Origin of the sequence: Methylobacterium sp. Leaf94 (genome assembly GCF_001426045.1) — a bacterium.
Classification (GTDB): Bacteria; Pseudomonadota; Alphaproteobacteria; order Rhizobiales; family Beijerinckiaceae; genus Methylobacterium.
In genome coordinates this window covers 105,987-127,966 of the sequence record NZ_LMRM01000002.1, presented here as the reverse complement: position 1 = coordinate 127,966, position 21,980 = coordinate 105,987, and the positions used below count along the sequence as shown (strand labels likewise).

Here is a 21,980-nt window from a genome sequence, read left to right as displayed (position 1 = left end):
TTCCCCTCGACATGATGATTTTTCAATGGACGGTCGGCGTCCTTCTCGGCGCCGTGCTCCTGGCGGGGCTCGCCCGCCGGGTGGGTGCCCCTTATCCCGTCTTCCTGGCCCTTGGGGGCATCGGCCTCGCCTTCATCCCGGCCGTGCCCAACCTGGTGCTCGACCCGGAGCTGGCGCTGGCCCTCTTCCTGGCGCCCGTCCTGCTCGATGCGGGCTACGACACCTCGGTGCGGGACCTGCGCACCCACTGGCGCCCGATCGCCGGCCTCGCCTTCGGGGCGGTGGTCGCGACCACGGCCGCCGTGGCCGTGGTGGTGAAGTGGCTCGTGCCGGACATGCCCTGGGCGGCCTGCATCGTGCTCGGCGCGGTGGTGGCGCCCCCCGACGCCGTGGCCGCGCTGTCGGTGCTGCGCCACGTCTCGCTGCCCCACCGCCTCACGACGATCCTGCGCGGTGAGAGCCTCCTCAACGACGCGGGCTCGCTGATGATCTACCGCCTCGGGGTCACGGCGGCTGTCACCGGCACCTTCTCGGTGAGCCAGATCGGCCCGGCCTTCCTCGTGGGCATCCTCGGCAGCCTCGTCGCCGGGCCGGTCCTCGCCCTCCTCTACAGCGCCGCCACGCGCCCGGCCACCGACGCGCCGAGCGTCATCGTCCTGCAGTTCGTGGCCGCCTTCGGAATCTGGATCGGAGCGGAGCACGTGCACCTGTCCGGGGTGCTCACCGTGGTCACCTTCGCCATCACGGTGGCGCGCATCGCGCCGGGCCACACCCCGCCGCGCACCCGCATCGTCTCCTACGCGGTCTGGGACACGGCGGTGTTCGTGCTGAACGTCCTCGCCTTCGTGCTGATCGGCCTGCAGATCGGTCCGATCCTGGAGCGCCTGACCCGGGAGCAGCAGATCTCCTACGCGCTGGTCGGCGCGGCGGTGTTCCTCACCGTGGTGGTGGTGCGCTTCCTCTGGGTCCTGCCCACGGCCCACCTCGCCCGCCTGGGAGCCGACGGGACCGAGACCCGCGACCGCGGGCTCTCGGCCGGGATCGCGGTGTCCTGGGCGGGCATGCGGGGCATCGTCACCATCGCCACGGCCCTGGCCCTGCCCGACGGCGATCCGGGCTTTCCCTACCGCGACCTCATCGTGCTCACCGCGTTCTGCGTCATCATCGGCACGCTGACGATCCAGGGCCTGACCCTGCGTCTCCTGCTCGGCCGGCTCGGGTTGGAGGACAACGACCCGGTCGGGCGCGAGGTCGGGCACGGCCGCACCGAAGCCTACCGAGCCGCCCTAGAGAGCCTGGAGAATGCCGAGGATGCCCCCTCCGAGGCCTTGCGCGAGGAGTTCCGCATCGCCCTGGAGCAGGCCGAGGCCCGCGACACGGGCTTCGCCTCCGAGGCGCTGCCCGCCGATGCCGCCCGTCGGCGCGCCATCGAGGCGGCCCGCGACCGGGTGCTGGCCCTGCGCCGCTCCGGCACGATCGGCGACGACGCCTACTACGTGCTGGAGGAGGAGTTCGACTGGGCCGAGATGAATGCGACGCCCCGGGCCGAGACCTGACACGCGGGCGCGGAGTCGCATCTCGACCCCGACGCCTCAGGCCACGGGCGCCACCCGCAGGGAGAAGTGTGCGCCCTGCACGTCCGGGGCGACCGCGAGGGCGCCCCCGAGCTGGCGGGCGAGGCTGTTGATGATGCGCATGCCGAGGCTGGCGCTGCGCGCCGCCGTGGGATCGAATCCGTCCGGAAGCCCGGCGCCGTCATCCTCCACCGCGAGGATCAGGCCGGCCGCCCCGTCGGGCCGGGCCTCGACCCTGATCTCGCCCTCGCCGTCCGCGTAGGCGTACTTGATCGCGTTGGTGACGAGTTCGTTGACGAAGAGGCCGAGGGGGATCGCGAGATCGGCGGGGATGTTCATCCGCGCCGCGCGGCAGACGAGGCGGTGGCGCGGCGCGCTCTCCTGCAGCTTGGCGCAGAGGGCCTCGAGGAAGCCCGCGACGTCGATCGCCTCGAGGCTCGGCTGGCGCCAGAGCTGGTCGTGGACCTGGGCCACTGCCTCGACCCGGGTGCGGGCATCGGCGAGGGCGCTTTTCACGTCGTCGTTGTCGGAGCCCCGGGCCTGGAGCCCGAGAAAGCCCGCCACCACCGCGAGGCTGTTCTTCACCCGGTGGCTCATTTCCCGGGATAGGAGCTCCTGGCGCTCCAGGGCCGCCTTCAGCCGTGCCTCGGCCCGCTGGCGCTCGATGGCACCGCCGACGAGGTTGGCGAACCCCTGCATGAAGGCGATGTCGGCCTCCTCGAACTGGCCCTCGCGGGTGTCGTCCACCTCCAGCACGCCGTAATTGCCGTCGCGGTTGGCGATCAGCACGTTGATCGCGCGGCGGATGCCGTGGTCGGCCATCAGCTTCGGCGTGCGGAAGCGCGTCTCGTTCTCGAGATGGTTCGAGATCACGGGCCGGCCGGTCTTCAGGGCATAGCCCGCCGGCGAGGCGAGGTCGGCACCGATGATGGTGGTGCCCACCGCGTCCTCGGCCCAGCCCACACCGGCACAGACGAGGAGGCAATCCTGGTGCGGTTTGTATTCCAGCGCCTTGCAGAACTGCGCCTCCATGCCCTCGGCACAGAGTTCGGTGGCGCGCTGGAGCAGGGGCAGCAGCTCGGTGGCCCGCAGGGCTTCGACCCCGAAATCGGAGAGGATCGCCTGCTGCCGCAGGCGGATCGCCAGGGCCTTCGGCGCCAGTTCGGTCATCGCTACGCTACACGTCCCGGTTTCGGCGCGGCCGGGCCGCCCGTCCGCATGGCTCCCTTGTGCGACACCCGGAGCGCTGCCCGCAAGGTCATACAGCACGGTCCGCACGAGAGTTGATGGCCCGCGCCCGGCTCAGATCTCGATCTCGGTGCCGACCTCGACCAATTGCCGGGTCGGCACGCAGAAATGCGCGCCGGTGCGCTCGGCGTTGCGCAGGAGGAAGGCGTAGATCTCCTCCCGCCAGGTCGCCATGCCGCGCTGGTCGCTCTTCGGGATGATGGTCTCGTGCCCGATGAAAATCGTCAGATCCTCGAGGCACTCTGCCGGCAGGCGCTTGGCATCCACGGCGCAGCGGAGGCCGTCGGGCACCGAGGCATCCTCCATGAAGCCGTAGCGCAGGATCACGCGGGTGATGTCGGGCGTGATCGGGATGACCTCGGCGCGCTGATCGCGAGCGACGGCCGGCTCCTCCTCGTAGCGGGCGGTCACGATGAGGATGCGCTCGTGCAGGGCGTGGCTGCGCGCGACGAAGCGGGACAGGTGCAGCGGAATGGCGCTGGTGGCGGAGGACAGGAAAGCGGCGTTGCCCGGCAGGACGATCGGCGGATCGCGCCGGAGCTGCTCCAGGAATTCGACCTCGGGCTGGCGCAGGGCGACCCGGGCCGACTCGACGAGCTGGTTTCCTTTGCGCCAGGTGAGCATCAGGAACGCCACCACGGCCGCCAGCATCAGCGGAAACCAGCCGCCCTCGAACAGCTTCACGCTGTTGGCCCCAAGGAACACGAAGTCGATCGCCAGGAAGAACCCGTTCACCGCCAGCACGGCCACGGGGTTGTAGCCCCATTTCAGCGCCACGAGGGCGGCGAGCAGGGTGGTGATCGCCATCAGGGAGGCGACGGCGATGCCGTAGGCGCCGGCCAGGGCATCCGAGGAACCGAAGACCAGGACCGCGCTCAGGGTGGCGGCGGCGAGCAGCCAGTTCACCATCGGCACGTAGATCTGTCCGCGCTCGTGCCGGGCGGTGTGGACCACCCGCATCGGCGGCAGGAAGCCGAGCTGAATCGACTGCTGGGTGAGCGAGAAGGCCCCCGAGATGATCGATTGCGAGGCGATCACGGTGGCGACCGTGGCGAGGCCGATCAGCGGATAATGCGCCCAGTCCGGGCTGAGGCGGTAGAACGGGTTCTCGATGGCGTCGGGCTCGACCAGGAGCAGCGCGCCCTGTCCGAAATAGTGGATCACCAGGGCCGGCAGCACGAGGCCGAACCACGAGGCGCGGATCGGGCCGGCTCCGAAATGCCCGAGATCGGCATACATCGCCTCGCCGCCGGTGACCGCGAGGAAGGCCGCGCCCAGCATGGCGAAGCTGACGTGCCAGCCCGCATGCGTCAGGAATTCGACGGCTTTGAGCGGGTTGAGAGCGGTCAGGATCTGCGGCGCATGCCAGATGCCGCCGAGACCGAGCAGCGCCAGCACGACGAACCAGACGAACATCACCGGGCCGAAGATGCGGCCGATGAAGGCCACGCCTCGGCTCTGGACCAGGAACAGCCCGACCAGGATCAGCACCGTGATCGGCACGACGAAGCGCGACAAGGCCGGTGCCTCGACCTTCAGGCCCTCCACCGCGCTGAGCACCGAGATCGCCGGCGTGATCGCGCCGTCGCCGTAGAGGAGCGCGGCGCCGATGAGGCCGACCACGAGGAGAAGGCCGGCCCAGGAGCCGGGCTTGGCGTTCCGGGCTCCGAGCAGCGCCAGCATGGCGACGATGCCGCCCTCGCCGCGGTTGTCGGCGCGCAGGATCAGCACGGCGTACTTGATCGAGACGATGAGGATCAGCGACCACAGGATCAGCGAGACGGCCCCCGTCACCGCGATCGGAGTCGGGGGCGCCCCGGCACTCGCGGCGCGGACCGCCTCCTTGAAGGCGTAGAGGGGGGACGTGCCGATATCGCCGTAGACGATGCCGAGCGCCCCCAGCATCACCGCCGGGCGCAGGGCCGGCCGTCCCGAACGGGATTCCTCGTGGACCACGGGCACGCTCTCCGGCAACGGCGAAGGTTCGCTCTGCCGCTCGCAGGTAGGGGCGGCTGTCCGCCCGACCAGGGGCCGGGCCGCCCTCCGGCGTGAAACCCCGGGCGGGGACGTCACTCGAGCCGGACCACGACGCTGTCGCTGGCGCCCGTGGCGTCCATCACGGAGATCCGCGCGAAGCCGGCACCGTCCGGAGCCCAAGCCGATTGTCGGCGCGCGCCCCCCGCCACCGGCAGGCCGTCGACCATCCAGGTCAGGGGCGGCACGCCGCCCAGCGCCTTCAGGGCGAGACGCGCCGACGGGGCGGGCTCCGGCTCCGACAGGCCCAGATCGATGCGGGCGCCGTCCGGCGGGTAGGCGATCTTCAGGGCACCCCCCAGCGCCGCCGACAGGGTCTTGGGGATGTCGCGCCGGATGTGGCGCAGGGGCGGCGGCAGGCCGGCCGTGGTGGTCACCAGGGCGTCGCGCGGCATCGGCACGGGGTCGGGCTCGCCGCCGAAACGAGCGAACGCATCGAACAGGATCGGGGCCGCCACCACCCGGCCGACGAGGCCCGGCACGGCATTGCCGTCCGGCCGTCCGACCCAGACCGCGAGGGTGATGCGCCGGTCGAACCCCACCGCCAGGGCATCCCGGTAGCCGTAGGAGGTGCCCGTCTTGTAGGCGAACCGGCCCGCTAGGGCATTCTCGGGCGGCGGCGCACCCCGAAGGATGTCGGCGACGTACCAGGCGGCGACGGCGTCCGTGATGCGGGCCTCCTGCGGCGGCGCGCCGGCCCCTCCGCCCGACGCCTCCCCGACGCGACGGGTCAGGTTCGGTACCAGCCCCTGCCGGGCGAGTCCGGAGAACAGGCGGGCGAGGTCGGTGAGGGTGATCCCGAGGCCGCCGAGCGCCACCGGCAGGCCCGGCGCGGTGTCGCGGGGCAGGTCGATGCGGGCGCCGGCGGCCCGCAGGCGGGCGATGAAGCGGGCGGGGCCGACCCCTTCCAGCAGGTCCACCGCCGGCACGTTCAGGGAGAGCTGGAGGGCGCGTCGCGCCGTCACGCTGCCCTGGTAGCCGAGGTCGAAGTTCTCGGGGGCGTAGGCCCCGGCAAAGCGCACCGGCCGGTCGTCGAGCTGCGTCTCGGGATGCGCCAGCCCGGTCTCGAAGGCGAGCGCGTAGATGAACGGCTTGAGGGCGGAGCCCGGCGAGCGGATCGCGCCCGTCATGTCGATGGCGCCGGCGCGACTCGCATCGAGGTAGCCGGGGCTGCCGACCTGGGCCAGAACCGCGCCCGTGCGGTTGTCCAGCACCAGGATGGCGGCCGAGATCCCGGGTCCCTGGGCGGCTGCGCGCTCGGCGGCCAGGGTTTCGAGACTCGCCTGCAGGCGGCCGTCCAGGGTGAGGCGGATCGCCTGGGCACCCGGGTCGGCGGCATGGGCCGCCTCCGCCGCGTGGGCGGCGAGCATCGGGAAGGGTTTTCGCGCGGATGGCACCGGCTCGGCGCGGGCGGCCTCCGCCTCGGCCGCCGTGACGACGCCCTGAGCGGCGGCGATGGCGAGGACCCGGTCTCGGGCGCGCCGGGCCGCCTCGGGGAAGCGGTCGGGTCGCCGGGCTTCCGGCGCCTGCGGCAGAGCCACGAGGAGCGCGCTCTCGGCGAAGGTGAGCCGGGCCGGCTCGCGGCCGAAATACGCGAGGCTGGCGGCACGCAGGCCCTCGACCGGGCCGCCATAGGGAGCGAGCGCCAGGTAGAGGTCGAGCACCCCGTCCTTGCCGAGGCGACGCTCCAGCTGCACCGCCCGCACCATCTGGCGCAGCTTGGCGGCCAGGGAGCGCTGGGCCCGCGGCTCGACGAGGCGGGCCACCTGCATCGACAGGGTCGAGCCGCCCGAGACGATGCGGCCCGCCCCCAGCCATTGCCCCGCGGCCCGGAGGGTCGCCGCCGGATCGACGCCTGGATGGCTCGCGAAGCGCCGGTCCTCGTAGGCCGTGAGCATGGCGCGGAAGCGCGGATCGACCTGGGACCCGGTCACCGGCAGACGCCAGCGCCCGTCGGCGGTGGCGAAGGGGCGCAGCAGCCGCCCGTCGCGGTCGAGCACCACCGTCGAGCGGAGCCCGGCCGGGATCAGGTCGAGGGGCGGCAGGGTTTGGATGAAGTGCCAGAGGGCGAGGGTCGGGCCGAGACAGACAACGGCAAGGGCTGCGAGCGCGAGGCGCCGAAGTCCCCGCCCCGTTCCGGGGGCACTCGGAGTTTCACGGTCACGCGCACCGCGTCCCCCCCTCCACGAGGGGGACGCGGTGCGCCATGCCGTGCGCGCCCGATCGGACCGGAGAGGAGGGTCGCGGTCCGTATCCACGGCCCTACTTCGCGCTCACCGTCATCGAACCGAACCCCGTACGCCCGAAGCGCTCCGGCCGGTACATGTCCTCGATGGTGGCGGCCGGGTGAACGTAGGTGCCGGGCGAGACCGCCCGCACGGTGTAGGCGACCCGGAAGAAGGCCGATTGCTCGGGGGTGCGCTCGTAGGCGGCCACGAAGCGGTCGTCGCGGAACTCGGTGTGCACCGGCGCCACGTCGGACTTGGCGAAGGCGAGACCGGTGAGCGCATCGGCATCGAGGAGCTTCGGGTTGTCGATCTCCAGGCCGGCGGGCAGCCGGTCGACCAGGAGGAGGCGACCGGCGCTGGCCTTGGCCTCGGTCACGGTGAGCACCACCACGAGACGGTCGTTCTGGTGGATTCCTTGCGCGAGATCCACCGGGGCGCCGTCGAGACGGTGATAGCGTCGCTCGATGGTGTAGCCGCGCGCCTCGGCCGGCTCGGGAGCGATCGGATTGCCGCTGACGCTGACCACCGCCTGCACGGGCTGGGTGCCGGCATTGACCAGGGTGACGGGTTTCCCCTTCAGGGCGGCGGCGCGGTAGCGGCGCGCCAGAGCACCGCTCTGCGGTTTACCGTCCAGGGTGAAGCGGAGGTTGTCGGAATCCGCGCTCAGGCCCTCGGCGGCCAGCACCATCCAGGCCTCCTCCTGCGTGCTGGTCGGCCGGCCGGCGGCCCGCTCGGCCGCGATGATGGCACCGAGCGGCTTGACGCTGTCGCGGGCAAGCCCCGTCTCGGCGGCCAGCGCCAGCAAGCCCGCGCTGTCGCGCAGGCGCGAGCCGTAATCCGGCCGGTAGGCCGAGGTCGTGGAAGCCGCCTCGCGGAAACCGGCCAGCGCCGAGGCGAAGGCTTTCGCCGCCCGGCCCCGGTCCCCCAACAACGCCAGGGCCGCCGCGATCTGTCCGCGCGCGAGGGGCGTCGCGAACGCGGCCAGCTTGGTGTCGACGAGGTAGCGCAGGTCGCCCATCACCGGGCGGCCGTTGCGGGCGAGCACGTAGGCGGCGTAGGCGATGTCCATGCCGCCGTCGCCGACCTCGGTGGTGTTGGCCACCGCGTTGCGCAGGCGGTCGAGGGCATTGGCGAAGGCGGTCTGGGGCACGGCGAACCCGCGCTCCCGGGCCCGGGTCAGGAAGTCGGTGACGTAGGCGTTGAGCCAGGTGTCGCTGGCGCCATCCGTGGACCACAGGCCGAAATCGCCGGCCGCGTTCTGGCGGCCGAGCACCCGCTCGATCGCCTGGCGCACGCGCTCGTCGGCCTTGTCGAGGCCGAGCAGATCCTGACCGAGCTGATCTTGAGCCGCGAGGCGGTGGACGTAGAGGAGCGGCATCGCCCGACTCACCGTCTGCTCGGAGCAGCCGTAGGGATAGCGGTCGAGGGACTGGAGGAGCGCCGGCACGTCGATGCCGGCGAGATTCGAGGCGGAGAGCGAGACCGTGCCGGTGCCGGGCAGGATGTCGGCCAGGAGCTCGTCGGAGAGGTGCAACGCCGCGCCGGGTTCGAGGGTCTCCACGGAGCGGCGGGCGAGCGCCCCCGTGCCGGGACCGATGGTCAGGGCGAAACTCTGGCCGACGCCCTCGGGCAGTCCGGGGCCGCTGAGCGTGAGGTCGATCCGCGACGGGCCCGGCCCGGCAGCGGTGATGGGAATGACGAGGGCCCCCCTGGCGCCCGCCTCCAGCCGCAGGGTCTTGTGCAGGGCCTCGGCACCGACCAACACCGAGCCGGTCAGGTCGAGATCCACGGTGTAGTCGCCGGCCGGCCCCTCGACATTGTCGATGGCGACGTGGACGCGCGAGCGATCGCCGACATTGAGGAAACGCGGCAGGGTGCCGGTGACGATCACGGGATCGCGGATGATCACGTCGGCCTGGGCGGCGCCCACCTTCGCGCGACTCCAGGCGGTGACCATCACCCGGCCGGTGCCGTTGAAGGACGGCAGGGGGAAGCTGACGCTGGCACGGCCGTCGGGTCCGACGGCGATCGGCCCGGAATAGAGCGCCAGCGGCGCCTGGGTCGGCGGCGAATCGGCGAGTTCGGCTGCAGCCCCGTCGCCGCCGGAGCGGATGGCGCCGAGCGTCCCCTGCATGCCGTCGATCAGGTATCCGTAGAGGTCGCGGATCTCCGGGCCGAGGGCCTTCTGGCCGAAGAAGTAGCCGAACGGGTTCGGTGCCTCGTAGCGGGTGAGGTTGAGGATGCCGACATCCACCAGCGCGACGGTGACCCGCGCCTCCTCGCCGGCTCGCAGGCCGGCGAGCTGGATCGGCAGGGTCAGGGTCTCGCGCGGACGGACCTTCGCCGGCGCGTCGAGCGTGACGCCGAGATTGCGGCTGTCCCGGTCGACCCCGAACCACGCGACACCGAGCGCACGGCCCGGCAGGCGCTTGGCCGCCTGGTCCAGGGGCCGGTAGGCGGTGGCCACGAGGTAGGCGCCCGAGCCCCACTCGGCCTTCACGGGGATGTCGATGGTGGCACCGGCGGCCGGCACGTCGACGGTGAGGAGCGCGTGCAGCTTGTCGCTGACGACGGCCAGCGTCGCCTGTCCCTTGAACGTCGGCTGCAGCCGCGCGTGCAGCGTCTCGCCGGTGGCGTAGGCCGCCTTGTCCAGGCGCAGGTCGAGGAGGTCCGGCACGTCCGCCGTCTCGCCCCCGCTCCAGCCCACTGTGAAGGTCACGCTCGCGGTGGCGGCCGGGCGACCGGGCACGCTCGCCTCCAGCCGGTAGGTGCCGTAGCTCACTGTGGCGCTGACGCGGCCCGGCGCGGCGGGGGTCAGGTCGAGACGGCCATCGGCGACGCGGCGGGTGCTGGTCACCGGCTCGTAGGACCAGCGCCCCCCCTCGCGGTACCATTGATAGTTCTTCTCGACGCGCTGGAGCGTCCAGGCTACGTTCCCCTGCGCCAGGCGCCGGCCGTCGGGAGCGGCCATGACCACGTCGAAGCCGGCGACGCCGCCCTCGGTGAGGTCGCCGGCAAAGCCCTTGCGGATGGCGAGCACCGGCGCGTCGGGCAGGATCGGCAGGGTCAGGCTGCGGCTCAGCGCCCGCCCGCCGGGCTCGCCCACCTGCAGGGTGATCCTCGCCTCGACGGGGCGCGGGGCGGCGAGCGCCTGGACCGGGACGACGAGCCGGGCCCTGCCGGCCGCATCGGTGGTGGCACGGGCGTCGATCTCCGCCGAGGCGGCCTCCACCCGCTCGTCGTCGAGGCCGACCGAGAAGCCCTCCAGGCCCTGGATCCCGCTGCCCGCCGCCTGTTGGACCAGGACGGTACCGGAAACCTCGAGCCCGGCGCCCGGCGCGCCGTAGAGGTAGCGCGCCGCCACGTCGATGGTGGCGGGCGCACCCCTGGTCAGGCTCGGCGTCGCGCTCGAGAGCGTCACGTCGAGGCGCTCGGGGACGTAATCCTCCACGAGGAAGCTCGCCTCGCCGATGGCCGGCGCCTTGGGGTCTGTGTAGGCCGCCACCCGCCAGGTGCCGTGCTGCGCGCCGGCCAGAAGGGGCAGCGCCAGGGCGCGTCCGCCGAGGCCCGCATCCGCCACCTGGGCGCGGCGGTACTCGACGCCGTCGGGACGCTTGACCACCAGGGTCAGAGGAATTTCCGGCACGGCGGCGCCCTGTGCATCGCGCAGCAGGCCGGTGAGGTTCACGGTCTCGCCCGAGCGGTAGACCCCGCGCTCGGGAAAGACGTAGGCCTCGACGGCGCCTGGCTGGGGCCGGCCCTTCACGCCGCGATCCGTGAGGTCGAAGGCCGACTGGCCGAGATCGAGGAAGCCGTAATCGTCGCCGATCTGCGCCACCACGAGGCCCGGTGCGGTGCCCCCCTCCCCGCGGGCGAGGCCCGACGCGAAGGCGGCGTGGCCTTGGCCATCGGTCTTCGCCGTGGCCAGGACCTCGTTGTTGCGCGCCACCAGCCGGATCTCGGCACCGGTCAGCACGTCGGCCGAGGCCAGCGAGCGGGCGAAGACGTGGACGCCGTCGCGGCCCTTGAAGGCGGTGAGGCCGAGATCCGAGACCACGAACCATTGCGTCGCCTGCTGCTCGTAGCCGCCCTCCTCGTCGGTGGACGCCGTGGCTCCCGCGGGTTGGGCCACCATGATGTAGATGCCGGCTTCCAGCTTGCCGACCGCCTGGAGCACCGGGAAGGCGGTGACGGCCTCCTGGTTCAGCTCGGCCTTGGCCGTGTCGAGGACGCCCTTCCAGACGCGCTGACCCTTCTGGTCGGCGATGGTCCGCGCCGTCGTCCCGTTGAGCTGGGACAGGAAGTCCTCGGCCCGCAGCGACGGCAGCAGCCCCCGGTCACCGACGCGCAAGACCTCAACGTCGATCTTGGCCGCGTTGATCGAAACCAGAGGCACGCCGGCCTGACCGGTGCGGGGCAGGACGTAGTTGCGCCCGGTAAAGCGGACCTGGGGCGAGCGGTCCCGGACATAGATCTCGTAATCGGATGCCTTGAGCAGGGTCTCCCCAGCGCCGGAGGGCAGCCCGGAGCGGACCACGAAGGCGTAGCGCTCGCCGTGCTTGAGCCCGTCGACGCAGATCTGCTGGCCGGTGCCGGTGACGGCGGCGTTGGCTGCGCCGGAGACGGCGATGAAGGGCGTGAAGTCGGTCTTGGCCGCGACGCCTTCCGAGAACTGGAAGCAGACGCGCGGCGCGGCAGCGTCCGAATCGACGGTGTAGTTGAGGATGCGGAAGCCGTGCTCGGCGCGAAGGCCCTCGTAGGTCGCACGCACGTCCGCGTCGTCGGCGAGCGCCAGGCTGGCGCGGTAGGCCTCGAGCGACGGGCGCCACTCCGATTCGGCGGCATAGACCTCGCCCAGCGTCGCGAGCGCCTCGGCCTCGACCGCTCCGGCACTCGCCCGCAGATAGCCCTGGTAGGCAGCGGCCCGCGCGTTGCGGCGCAGGCGCAGACGGCCTGCGTAGTCACCGGTCTGCTCGTCGCTGCCGACCGCGCTGGCGGCGCGCGCATAGGCCAGCCAGTTCGCCGGCTCGCCGGGTTCGCTCGCCACGGCGAGGCCGAGGGGCTTCAGGGCATCCGCCGGCTTCTCGGCTTCCACCAGGGCCTCGCCCTCGGCCCGCGCCTTCGCGGCGGATCGGGTATCGGGCCGGGGATTCCCCACCTCGGCCTTCAGGGTCGCTTCGAGGCGGACACCGTCGCTGGCGAGGTCTTCGCGCACGAAGCTCTTGGCGGCGGACGGCCTGGGCGAGACCTTGGCAGCGGGGCGCGTCGTTGGCGACTGGGCTTGCCCTTGGGCCTGCCCCTGCGCCTGGACGGGGAGGGCCAGAAGCCCGGCGATCGTGAGGACCTGCACGAGGCCAGAGAGTCCGACCACAGATCGGGGCGAGCGCCCGTATCCGGATGATCCCGCCATGCTTCCACCCCGTTCTCTGGAGGCCGGCCCGTCGCACCGGTCCCGCGCGGAACCGTAGCATTTCGCGCATCGGCCGCAACGGCCTGGAATTCGGGCGTGGGCTCTGCCACACCGGATGGGTTCTCGCGGGGGAGACGCGACTCGGCCATGATGCGACGCGATCGGACCACCCGGGGCCTGACCGGGTTCGTGCTGGCCCTGGCGGCGAGCGCGGCCTCCGCCCAGACGCCGCCGGCACCGAGCCCCGGCGCATCGAGATCCGCCATACCGAGACCCGCCATACCGATGCCGATCCCGTCGACGCCCGCCGCATCGGCGCCCGCGCGGGCGAAGCCGGCTGCGCCCGATCCCGCCTTCGAGGCGGCACGGAGCCTGTTCGAGGCCCTGCCGGAGGCCGAGCGCAAGGGGCTGCAGGACGCCCTGGTCTGGACCGGCGACTACAACAGCCTGGTCAACGGCACGTTCGGGCGGCGCAGCTACGAGGCGCTTCAGGCGCATGCCCGAAGAACCGGCGGAGCGGGGCTGCCGGACGCGGCCGGACGCGCCGCCCTCCTCAAGGAGGGGGCCGCGGCGCGCGCGGCCGCCCGATTCGCCGTGAAGCCGGACCCGGCCAGCGGCGTCGTGCTGGGCGTGCCCGAGCGCATCCTGTCGAAGCGCACGCCCCAGCCCGGGGGCACCCGCTGGCAGAGCGCCGACGGGCGCATCACGCTGGAGACGAAATCCTATCCGCCCGGCGAGACCGGGCTGGAGGCGGTCTTCGCCCGCATCACCGCCCCAGGGCCCGACCGGCGGGTGACCTACAAGCTCCTGAGACCCGACTTCCTGGTGGTGACCGCGGAGACCGGGACCGGCAAATCCTACATCCGCTACGCCGCCGGCGAGGCGGGCCTGCGCGGCCTCACCCTCGGCTACGACAAGGCCCTGTCCGGGGAGGTGGACCGCCTCGCCATCGCCATCGCCAACAGCTTCGTGCCCTTCCCCGAAACGGCCCCCGCCTCGGCACCGGCTCCGGCCGCGACGGCCGTTCCGTCATCGAGCCTGCCGCCCGTCGCAGGCAGCCGGCCGGCCCCAGTCGCGACGGGCCTGGTCGTGGCGCCGGGACGGGTGCTTACCAGCGCAGCGGCGCTGATGGACTGCCGGGCACCGGTGGTCGCGGGCCTGCCGACGCGGGCGAGCCCTGGCGGCACCGCCGATCTGATGCTGCTGGAAACGGCTCTGCTCCCCGGCCGGACGGAACGCACGCCGGCCCTGCACGCCGGCGCCCTCGCCGAGGGCGAGGCCGTGGTGGCGTTGGCCGTCGATGCCGAGGGGGGCGTCGTGGTGGCGCCGGGCCGCTCCGAGCCGGGCGGGGGGCGCGTCGCCGCGCCGCTGCAGCCCGGCGCCGGCGGCGCTCCGGTTCTGGACCGCGCCGGTGCGCTTGCGGGCCTCGTCGCGACGGTTCCGAAACAGCCCCGCCTGATCGCGGGGGTCATGCCGCCTGCGAGCTACAGGCTCGTCCCGGCCGACGCGCTCGCGGCCTTCCTCGGCGCTGCGGGCTTGCGGACAGCGCCTGCGCCGAAGGCGGCCGGCACGCTGGGCGCAGCCGCCGCGACCCTGGTGGGCGCGGTGGTGGCCATCACGTGCCAGCCGTGAGCGGGGCCGTCAGATTCGTCCGGTGACGAGCAGCACGATCAAGATGATCACCAGCAGGCCGCCGAGACCGAAGCTCGGTCCGCGGTAAGCGCCGCCGCCGAGGAAGTTGCCGCCGCCGAGAACGATCAGGATCAGGACGATGAGGAGAATGGTGGTCAGGGTCATGGATGGGAACTCCGTCACGCGCCCAACCGGAATTGCTTGAGCTTGACCGTACAAACGTCGCCGTGGCGATTCCGTTCAACGGTCCGTGCGGCATAATCCCACGAAGGCAGGGTTTTTCGCCGGTTCGACGTCAGGCTTGCCACTCCGGCAGGGAATCCGATGCGGTTCCAAGCCAATCCGGCACCGGCAGGCCCCGCTCGGCCAAGAAGGCGGGGTTGAATAGCTTCGAGGCGTAGCGCGCGGCACCATCGCACAGGATGGTCACGATGGTGTGGCCTGGCCCGAGATCCCGGGCGAGCCGGATCGCCCCGGCGACGTTGATGCCCGACGATCCGCCGAGGCTGAGGCCCTCCTCCCGCATCAGCCGAAAGACAATATGGAGGGCTTCGACGTCGGGAATCCGGAAGGACACGTCCGGGGTGAAGCCCGCGAGGTTGCGGGTGATCCGGCCTTGGCCGATACCCTCCGTGATCGAGGAGCCCTCCGCCCTCAGGGTACCGGTGGTGTAATGAGCGTGCAGTGCGGACCCCTCCGGGTCGGCGAGGCCGATCCGCACGCCGGGACGCGCCGCGCGCAGGGCCTCGGCGGTCCCCGCCAGGGTGCCGCCGGTCCCGGCCGCACAGATGAAACCATCGACCGCCCCACCGGTCGCCGCCAGGATCTCCGGGCCCGTGGTTTCCACGTGCGCCTGCCGGTTGGCGACGTTGTCGAACTGGTCGGCGAAGAAGGCGCCGCCCGGTTCGGTCTCGGCCAGGCGCTCGGCCAGGCGACGCGCGGCGTGGACGTAGTTGTTCGGGTTGGCGAACGGCACCGCCGGCACCTCGACCAGGCGGGCGCCGGCCAGGCGGAGGGTTTCCTTCTTCTCGGCCGACTGCGTCTCCGGGATCACGATGACCGTGCGGTAGCCGCGCACCGCCGCGACGAGCGCCAGGCCGATGCCGGTGTTGCCGGCCGTGCCCTCCACTATCGTGCCGCCGGGCCGGATGGCGCCCCGGGCCTCGGCGTCGCGCACGATGGAGAGCGCCGCCCGGTCCTTTACCGAGAGGCCGGGATTCAGGAACTCCGCCTTGCCCAGGATGGTGCAGCCGGTCTCCTCCGAGGCGCGCGCCAGGCGAATCAGAGGCGTGGCGCCGATGGCCGAGAGGATGTCCGGCAGAGGACGATCAGAATGGAGGATCATGCGCGGGATTCCGGGGGCAAGGCGGCGGACCCGGCGCGTGTCAGGCGGCGAGGGCCCGATTCACCGTGGAACGCAGGTCGGCCAGCGAGAACGGCTTCGTCAGGACGTCGGTCACGATGGCATCGAGGCCCCGCGCGCGCTCGCGCTGGTCGGCGAAGCCGGTCATCAGCAGGATCGTGAGATTGGGAAAGTCGCGCTTGGCCGCGAGCGCCAGGGCGATCCCATCCATCAGCGGCATGCGGATGTCGGTGAGCATGAGGTCGAACGCGCCATCCGCCTCGGTCAGCCGGTCGAGCCCGTCGCTGCCGTCCGTGGCCGTGACCACGGCGTGGCCGTCGATCTCGAGGCCCCGCTTGAGGAAGCCCCGCACCGTCTCTTCGTCATCCACCAGGAGGATGCGGGCCATCGTTCGTCTGTGTCTCTCTCGGGTCCGGGCGCTCAGTCACGCAAGCGCTGAGGCGCCCTGTCAAGGGATCGTCGGACACAGCAAGCCCTTTAAGGGCCAAATCTTTCATATTCTCTGGCGCGCCAGAGAAATTCCGCGGATCGTGGGCGGTCGCGCCTCAGGTGCCGCCGAACAGGTCGGGCTCGCGGCTGTCGTAGTCGACGAGGCCGACGAAGGGCAGCTGGCGGTAGGCATGGGCGACATCCATGCCGTAGCCGACCACGAACACGTCCGGGCAGGTGAAGCCGACGAAATCCGCGTCGATGGTCACGGCCCGCTTGCCGGGCTTCTCCAGGAGCACGGCGGTGAGCACCCGCTTGGCGCCCCGCGCCATCAGCAGATCCTTGGCGAACACGATGGTGCGGCCGGATTCGAGGATGTCGTCCACCAGGAGGACGTCGCGTCCGCGCACCTCACTCTCCACGTCGCGCAGGATCTCGACCTGCCCCGAGGAGACCGTGGCGGTGCGGTAGCTCGACAGGTGGACGAACTCGGCCTGCGGCTCCAGCCCGACCCGGTGCAGGGCGCGCAGGAGGTCGGCGGCGAACATGAAGCTGCCCTTGAGCACAGCCACCACGAGCAGGTTCTCGGGGTTGGCGGCGGCGATGGCCGCTGCAAGTTCCTCGGTGCGCCGGGCGATGGCGGTTTCGTCGAAGAGGACGCGGACGCGTCGGGAAGCGCTGGTCATCCGCGTTCCTTATCACGGGGCCGGAGCGCTGGCACCGGCCTTCGGCATGGTCTCGCCCGCCTCGGCGGCGGCAAAATGCACGCGGACCGAGCGGCCCTGCGCCGGCGGCGCCGACAGGCTCGCGCGAAAGCGCGCGGTCTCGCTCTTCTCGAGCGCCGTGCGCGGGGGCGCGATGCGCCAGCGATAGAGCGGCTGGTCACGGCCGTCCCGGACCTCCACCTCGATCGGCGGCACCGTGGCCTCGGCGGCGACACCGACGAGATCGCCCTCCACCACGAGTTGGCCCTGCGCGCCCTCTCCCGGGCTCTGGAACGCCACGACGTCGCGGAATTCGACGCCGCGCAGGTTCACCGGGAAACCGACGCGGGCATAGAGCCCGGCGCTCTGGGGCATCGCCCGCACCACCGTGGCGCGTCCGAGAACGGCGAGGCCGAGTCCGCCCACCACGGCGAGCCCGAGGGCGGCCCCAGGCGACGCCAGGGGGAAGCCCGTGCGCTTCGGCTTCACGGGCTTGGCCCGCGCCCGCGGGCGCGGCGTCTCGGGCGGCGATGGAACGGGCTCGGGTTCGGCGGCCAGGGCCGATTCCCAGGCATCGAGATCGGCTTGGGCCGAGGCGCGGCTCTGCGCCGCGGCGGGGCCGAGCTCGGAGGCGGCCATCATGGCGGCGGTCATCTCGGCCTCAAGGGCGGCGGAGACGTCGTCGGGGGAGATGAACCAGGTCTCGCGGCAGGCCGCGCAGCGCACCGAGCGCCCATCCGCGCCGACGCGGTCCACGTCGATCTCGTACTCGCTGGCACAGGACGGGCAGACGATCAGCATGGCGTCCGTGGGCCTCGGATCTCGATGGACGGTTGCCGACGGGGGCAAAAAGACTCAAACGGTTCTCGGCCAACACGGTTAACCGTCCGTGAAGCGGACGGCCTATAACCCGGATGCGCGGGGCCGTCGCAAAAGGGCCGACTGTGTTGGGCAGGCTTGGTCAGGCAGGCTTGGTCAGGCAGGACCTCGGTTAGGCAGGACCTTGGGGGGATCGTGGCGGATCGGGTGAACACGCAGTCGCTCCTCTCAGGAGCCGAGGAGCCGGTGGTCCAGTTCGAGAGCGTCGGCATGCGCTACGGTCTCGGGCCGGAGGTGCTGAGCGATGTCAGCTTCCAGATCGCGCCGCGCTCGTTCCAGTTCCTCACGGGGCCGTCCGGTGCGGGCAAGACCACCCTGCTGCGCCTGATCCTCCTGTCGGTGCGCCCCACCCGCGGCCTCGTCTCGGTCTTCGGCGAGGAGGTCAGCGACATCTCCAGCGAGGCGCTGACCGGCCTGCGGCGGCGCATGGGCGTGGTCTTCCAGGATTTCCGCCTGCTCGACCACCTCACCACCTACGAGAACGTCGCGCTGCCCCTGCGTGTCCAGGGGCGCTCGGAAACGAGTTACCGGGCCGAGGTCGTGGAGCTCCTGCGCTGGGTCGGTCTCGGCGAGCGCATGCACGTGCTGCCGCCCCTGCTGTCGGGCGGAGAGAAGCAGCGGGCCGCCATCGCCCGGGCGCTCATCGCCCGGCCGGAACTGCTCCTGGCCGACGAGCCCACGGGCAACGTCGACCCCGGCCTCGGCCGCCGCCTTCTGCGATTGTTCATCGAGCTCAACCGGCTGGGCACCTCGGTGCTCATCGCCACCCACGACTTCGCCCTGATGGACCTCGTCGATGCCCGGCGCTTCGTCCTCGGCGAAGGGCGCCTGACGGTCGAGGCATGATGGACGAGACCGACACTCCGTCCCCCGCGCCGGCGCACCGTGCGCCGCCCCGCACCGACGACCGGCCACCGGTGAAGCCGCCGGCGCCGCCCGAATCGCGGACCGCCCCCCTGCCCCCGACCCTGCGCCGCAATGCTCCCCTGGTGCCGACCGACTCGGCGGCGAGCCGGGCCCTGGCCGCCGTCATCGCGATCCTGACCTTCCTCGCCGCGCTCTGCGCGGGAGCGGCCGAGATCGTGGCCTCCAGCGCCGTCCAATGGCAGGACACGGTGGCCCAGGAGGTGACGATCCAGGTGCGTCCGAGCCCCGGGCGCGACATCGATGCCGACGTCGCCCGCGCCGAGGGCCTCGCCAAGGCCACCCCCGGCATCGCCGCCGTGCGGGTGTTCTCGAAGGCCGATGCCGAGCGGCTGCTCGAGCCCTGGCTCGGCAGCGGCCTCGACCTCTCGGACCTGCCGGTGCCACGGCTCGTGACCCTGAAGCTTGCCGAGACGTCCCCGGACCTCAAGCCGCTGCGCAGTTCCCTCAGCGAGGCGCTGCCCGGGGTGGCGAGCCTCGACGACCACGCCCTCTGGCTGCGCCGGCTCTCCACGGCGGCCAACACCTTCGTGGGCGTCGGGATCGGCATCGTCCTGCTGGTGCTGGTGGCGACGGGCCTCGCCGTGGTCTTCGCGACCCGCGGCGCCATGGCGGGCAACCGGGAGGTGGTGGAGGTCCTGCACTTCGTCGGCGCCAACGACGACTTCATCGCCCGGGCCTTCCAGCGCCGGTTCTTCGGCCTCGGCCTGCGCGGCGGCATCATCGGCTCGGGGGCGGCCATCGCGGCCTTCGCGCTGGCCGGGCTGGTGGCGCGCAACTGGCGCTCCGGCCCGGCCGGCGAGGAGATCGAGGCCCTGTTCGGCACCTTCCATATCGGCTGGCGCGGCTACGCCGCCGTGCTCCTCATCGGCGTGATCGCATCGGTGGTGACCGGTATCGTCTCGCGTCTCACCGTGCGACGGTTCCTGGCCTGAGGGGCGTGGGCCGGCGACAGGCGCGCACGCCCTGTCACCGAAGCCGACGATCCCGTTAACCCTCCATGAACCTTTCTGGGCGGAGATACTTGCCTCGTGAACGCCCCAATCGGGGCTACTCTCTGGGGGAATGACGAGGCGGATGTCAGCCAGCGGCACCATGAGGCCCTCCGAGGCTTTCGGATGGGCCTGGACCGACGCCGCATCCCGCGCGCCCGCCCCGGCACGCCGGCAGCCGGATTCGGCCGCTCCTGGAACCAGGGCGCGAAGTGGGCTCGGCCCGACCGCCAAGGCCACCCTCGGTCTCGCGGCCACCGGCGCCGTCGCACTCTTCTGCGGCTTCCTGACCTTCGTGGCCTGCCTGGAGCGGGACGAGCGCGTGCCGCAGGGTCGGGCCGACGGCATCGTGGCGCTCACGGGCGGGGCGCAGCGCATCGGCGACGCCATCGACCTACTGGCCAACGGCTATGGCCGGCGCCTGCTGATCACCGGCGTCAACGAGCGCACCAGTCGCGACGAGATCGCCCGCCTCAACCCGACGCAGCGGCACTGGATCGACTGCTGCGTCGACCTCGACTATCGGGCGCGCAACACCATCGGCAACGCCATCGAGACCCGGCGCTGGATGCGCCAGCACCGCTTCAGCACGGTGACGGTGGTGACCTCGAACTACCACATGCCCCGCACGATGGTGGAACTCGACCACGCCCTCATGGGTGCCGACCGCGTCGTGCCCCATCCGGTGATCGCGGAGGGCTTCGATGCCGACCGCTGGTGGCATCACCCCTCCTCCGCCAAGCTGCTCGCCTCGGAATACCTGAAATTCCTCGTGGCCTGGGTCCGGACCCGCTTCGAGCACGATCCGGAGCGTTCACGGGCCGCCATCCTGATCGGACGCGGCAAGCCGATCAAGATGGTCGCCGAACCGCTGCTGCTGCGCGGGCAGGAATAGGTCGAGCCCCGCCTGGAGCCCGAGGCCTCACAACCCCTTGCACTGGCTCCGGATCATCCCGGCGAATTCCTTCTCGGATATCTGGACCTGGTTGAGACGATCCGTGCGCTCGGCCCCCGAGAGGCAGCGGCCATAGACGCTGGCCACTCGGCGCATGGTCTCCACGTGCCGGCGCCAGACGCGACACTGGTCGGCCGCCTCGCTGCCGGCCTGTTCGAGCTGGTCGATCGCCTGTCGCTGCATGGAATTCGCCACGAGGACATCGCGGGCGCAAGCGGTATCGGTGGCGCCACGCTGTTGTGCGCGGGCAGGCGCGGCGGCGAGCAGGAGCGCGACCACCACGGGCGCGCAGGGCAGGATTCGCATGATCATGCGGCCTGCGAGGCCGAGGTGTGGGTGAGCAGCGCGTAGAGGGCACTGGCGTCGCGGGCGGCGCGGATGCGCTCGAGGATGCCGGGCTCGCGCAGGAGGCGTGCGACCTGGGCCAGGGCCTTCAGGTGGTCGGCACCGGCGCCCTCGGGCGCCAGGAGCAGGAAGGCGATGTCGACGGGTTGGCCGTCGAGGGCATCGAAATCCACAGGCTTCTCCAGCCGGGCGACGAGGCCGAACAGCCGGTCGAGGCCGGGCAGCTTGCCATGCGGGATGGCGACGCCGTCGCCGATGCCGGTGGACCCCAGGCGCTCGCGCTGCAGCAGGGTCTCGAACACCTCGCGCTCGTCCAGGGCCGGAAGCTGACGCACCGCGTGCGCGCTGAGCTCCTGCAGCATCGATTTCTTGGCGCGGACACGCAGGGACGGCACCACGGAATCCGGAGAAAGGAATTCCAGCACTGGCATGAAGGACCGTCGCCCCGTCGGCGGCGGCCGATCCGGCCGCCACTCCATGAAAGGTCGGGCCACCCAGGCGGCCCTTGAACTCAATCGAGCGGGTTCAGGCTCTGTTCCCGACCCGCGCCTACGAGGCTGTCTCGGCCGGATCGACCCAGCCGATGGCCCCGTCCGTGCGGCGGTATACGACGTTGATGCGTCCGGTGCCAGCGTGAACGAACACGATGACCGGCGCGCCCGTGAGGTCGAGGGCGGTGACCGCCTCGCTGACCGAGTGGCGCTTCAGGGTCTTGGTACTCTCCGCCACCACCGGCGGGTGCGCCGCCTCCCCGTCGTCATCATCCTCGTCGAGGTCGATGGCGTCGGCCTCGCTCGGGGCGGCGAACACCGCGTAGGCCGCTTGCACCGTCGCGCCGTCATGGCCGGCCGCGCCATGGTCCTTCAGCCTGTGCTTGTAGCGCCGCAGGCGCTTTTCCAGGCGGTCCGCCGTCTGCTCGAAGCTCGCATGGGCGTCATGGGCGGCGCCGGAGGCCTCCAGGGTCAAGCCGGAGACGAGGTGGAGCACGCAATCGGTGCGGTAGGCGGTCCCGTCCCGCCGCAGGGTGACGTGGCCGGAGCAGGTCCCGCTCATGTGGCTGTCGAGATATTTCGAGAGCGTGGCAGCCATTCGCTCCTCGACCCGCCCCCGAAGGGCTTCGCCAAGGTCCAGGCCGTGGCCCGTCACGCGCAATGACCCCATGATCCCTCCGATTTTCGTTGTGGACACGCCCTGGGTAAGGCGCAACCTGAGTTAAGGAGCCTCTCTCGGAGAAGTCAACGCGAGGCCGGGCCGAGGCCTTGT

The 21,980-nt window shown here is 71.9% G+C and carries 17 protein-coding genes; 5 read left to right on the top strand and 12 right to left on the bottom strand.

Translation table 11 applies throughout. The features are described from left to right. Window positions 1-11 precede the first annotated feature (11 nt). Entirely contained in the window at window positions 12-1,556 is a 1,545-nt protein-coding gene (locus ASG63_RS02325; protein WP_056211663.1) for a cation:proton antiporter, read from the top strand. A 36-nt stretch (window positions 1,557-1,592) separates the two neighbouring features. On the opposite strand, the gene ASG63_RS02320 is transcribed toward ASG63_RS02325, so the two are convergent. The 4 genes from ASG63_RS02320 to ASG63_RS02305 form a co-directional block, all read right to left on the bottom strand. Then, window positions 1,593-2,744 (bottom strand): sensor histidine kinase, encoded by a 1,152-nt coding sequence (locus tag ASG63_RS02320; protein ID WP_056211660.1) that lies wholly within the window; start codon window positions 2,742-2,744, stop codon window positions 1,593-1,595. 132 nt (window positions 2,745-2,876) lie between these two features. Continuing rightward, window positions 2,877-4,727, bottom strand: coding sequence for a potassium transporter Kup (locus ASG63_RS02315; protein ID WP_156389770.1), 1,851 nt, complete (start codon window positions 4,725-4,727; stop codon window positions 2,877-2,879). A 164-nt stretch (window positions 4,728-4,891) separates the two neighbouring features. Further along, window positions 4,892-6,856: a penicillin-binding protein 1C gene (gene pbpC, locus ASG63_RS02310; protein ID WP_443189766.1), complete on the bottom strand. Its 1,965-nt coding sequence runs from the start codon at window positions 6,854-6,856 to the stop codon at window positions 4,892-4,894. Between the two features lie 262 nt (window positions 6,857-7,118). Next, the gene (locus tag ASG63_RS02305) at window positions 7,119-12,494 is read right to left on the bottom strand and encodes an alpha-2-macroglobulin family protein (protein ID WP_082559144.1); all 5,376 of its coding nucleotides are present in this window, start codon (window positions 12,492-12,494) and stop codon (window positions 7,119-7,121) included. Between the two features lie 147 nt (window positions 12,495-12,641). Here ASG63_RS02305 and ASG63_RS02300 point away from each other — a divergent pair, with 147 nt between their 5' ends. Further along, entirely contained in the window at window positions 12,642-14,126 is a 1,485-nt protein-coding gene (locus ASG63_RS02300; RefSeq protein ID WP_244479787.1) for a serine protease, read from the top strand. Window positions 14,127-14,135: 9 nt separating this feature from the next. On the opposite strand, the gene ASG63_RS24890 is transcribed toward ASG63_RS02300, so the two are convergent. The 5 genes from ASG63_RS24890 to ASG63_RS02280 form a co-directional block, all read right to left on the bottom strand. Further along, window positions 14,136-14,291 (bottom strand): DUF3309 domain-containing protein, encoded by a 156-nt coding sequence (locus ASG63_RS24890; protein ID WP_156389751.1) that lies wholly within the window; start codon window positions 14,289-14,291, stop codon window positions 14,136-14,138. A 130-nt stretch (window positions 14,292-14,421) separates the two neighbouring features. Continuing rightward, window positions 14,422-15,471, bottom strand: a complete 1,050-nt coding sequence (locus ASG63_RS02295) for a cysteine synthase A (protein WP_056211659.1) — start codon at window positions 15,469-15,471, stop codon at window positions 14,422-14,424. A gap of 40 nt (window positions 15,472-15,511) precedes the next feature. Further along, window positions 15,512-15,877: a response regulator gene (locus tag ASG63_RS02290; RefSeq protein WP_055946868.1), complete on the bottom strand. Its 366-nt coding sequence runs from the start codon at window positions 15,875-15,877 to the stop codon at window positions 15,512-15,514. A 157-nt stretch (window positions 15,878-16,034) separates the two neighbouring features. After that, entirely contained in the window at window positions 16,035-16,604 is a 570-nt protein-coding gene (gene hpt, locus ASG63_RS02285) for a hypoxanthine phosphoribosyltransferase (protein WP_056211657.1), read from the bottom strand. A 12-nt stretch (window positions 16,605-16,616) separates the two neighbouring features. Beyond that, window positions 16,617-17,423: a zinc-ribbon domain-containing protein gene (locus ASG63_RS02280; protein ID WP_056211655.1), complete on the bottom strand. Its 807-nt coding sequence runs from the start codon at window positions 17,421-17,423 to the stop codon at window positions 16,617-16,619. Between the two features lie 225 nt (window positions 17,424-17,648). Here ASG63_RS02280 and ftsE point away from each other — a divergent pair, with 225 nt between their 5' ends. From ftsE to ASG63_RS02265, 3 genes are all read left to right on the top strand, one after another. Further along, window positions 17,649-18,347, top strand: a complete 699-nt coding sequence (ftsE, locus tag ASG63_RS02275; RefSeq protein ID WP_156394047.1) for a cell division ATP-binding protein FtsE — start codon at window positions 17,649-17,651, stop codon at window positions 18,345-18,347. Further along, a complete protein-coding gene (locus ASG63_RS02270; RefSeq protein WP_407067283.1) occupies window positions 18,344-19,360 on the top strand; it encodes a cell division protein FtsX in 1,017 nt (338 codons plus the stop codon). Before ftsE ends, ASG63_RS02270 begins: the two co-directional genes overlap by 4 nt. A gap of 142 nt (window positions 19,361-19,502) precedes the next feature. Continuing rightward, window positions 19,503-20,312, top strand: a complete 810-nt coding sequence (locus ASG63_RS02265) for a YdcF family protein (protein WP_056211650.1) — start codon at window positions 19,503-19,505, stop codon at window positions 20,310-20,312. Between the two features lie 27 nt (window positions 20,313-20,339). Here ASG63_RS02265 and ASG63_RS02260 read toward each other — a convergent pair whose 3' ends face one another. The 3 genes from ASG63_RS02260 to hpf form a co-directional block, all read right to left on the bottom strand. Next, complete coding sequence (locus ASG63_RS02260; protein ID WP_443189765.1) at window positions 20,340-20,684, bottom strand: hypothetical protein; 345 nt, start codon at window positions 20,682-20,684, stop codon at window positions 20,340-20,342. Beyond that, window positions 20,681-21,148 (bottom strand): PTS IIA-like nitrogen regulatory protein PtsN, encoded by a 468-nt coding sequence (gene ptsN, locus ASG63_RS02255; RefSeq protein ID WP_055946855.1) that lies wholly within the window; start codon window positions 21,146-21,148, stop codon window positions 20,681-20,683. The genes ASG63_RS02260 and ptsN overlap by 4 nt, the downstream gene beginning before the upstream one ends. Window positions 21,149-21,266: 118 nt before the next feature. After that, window positions 21,267-21,878 carry a ribosome hibernation-promoting factor, HPF/YfiA family gene (hpf, locus tag ASG63_RS02250; RefSeq protein WP_056211646.1) on the bottom strand — a complete coding sequence of 204 codons (612 nt, stop codon included), beginning with the start codon at window positions 21,876-21,878 and terminating at the stop codon, window positions 21,267-21,269. Window positions 21,879-21,980: the final 102 nt, after the last annotated feature.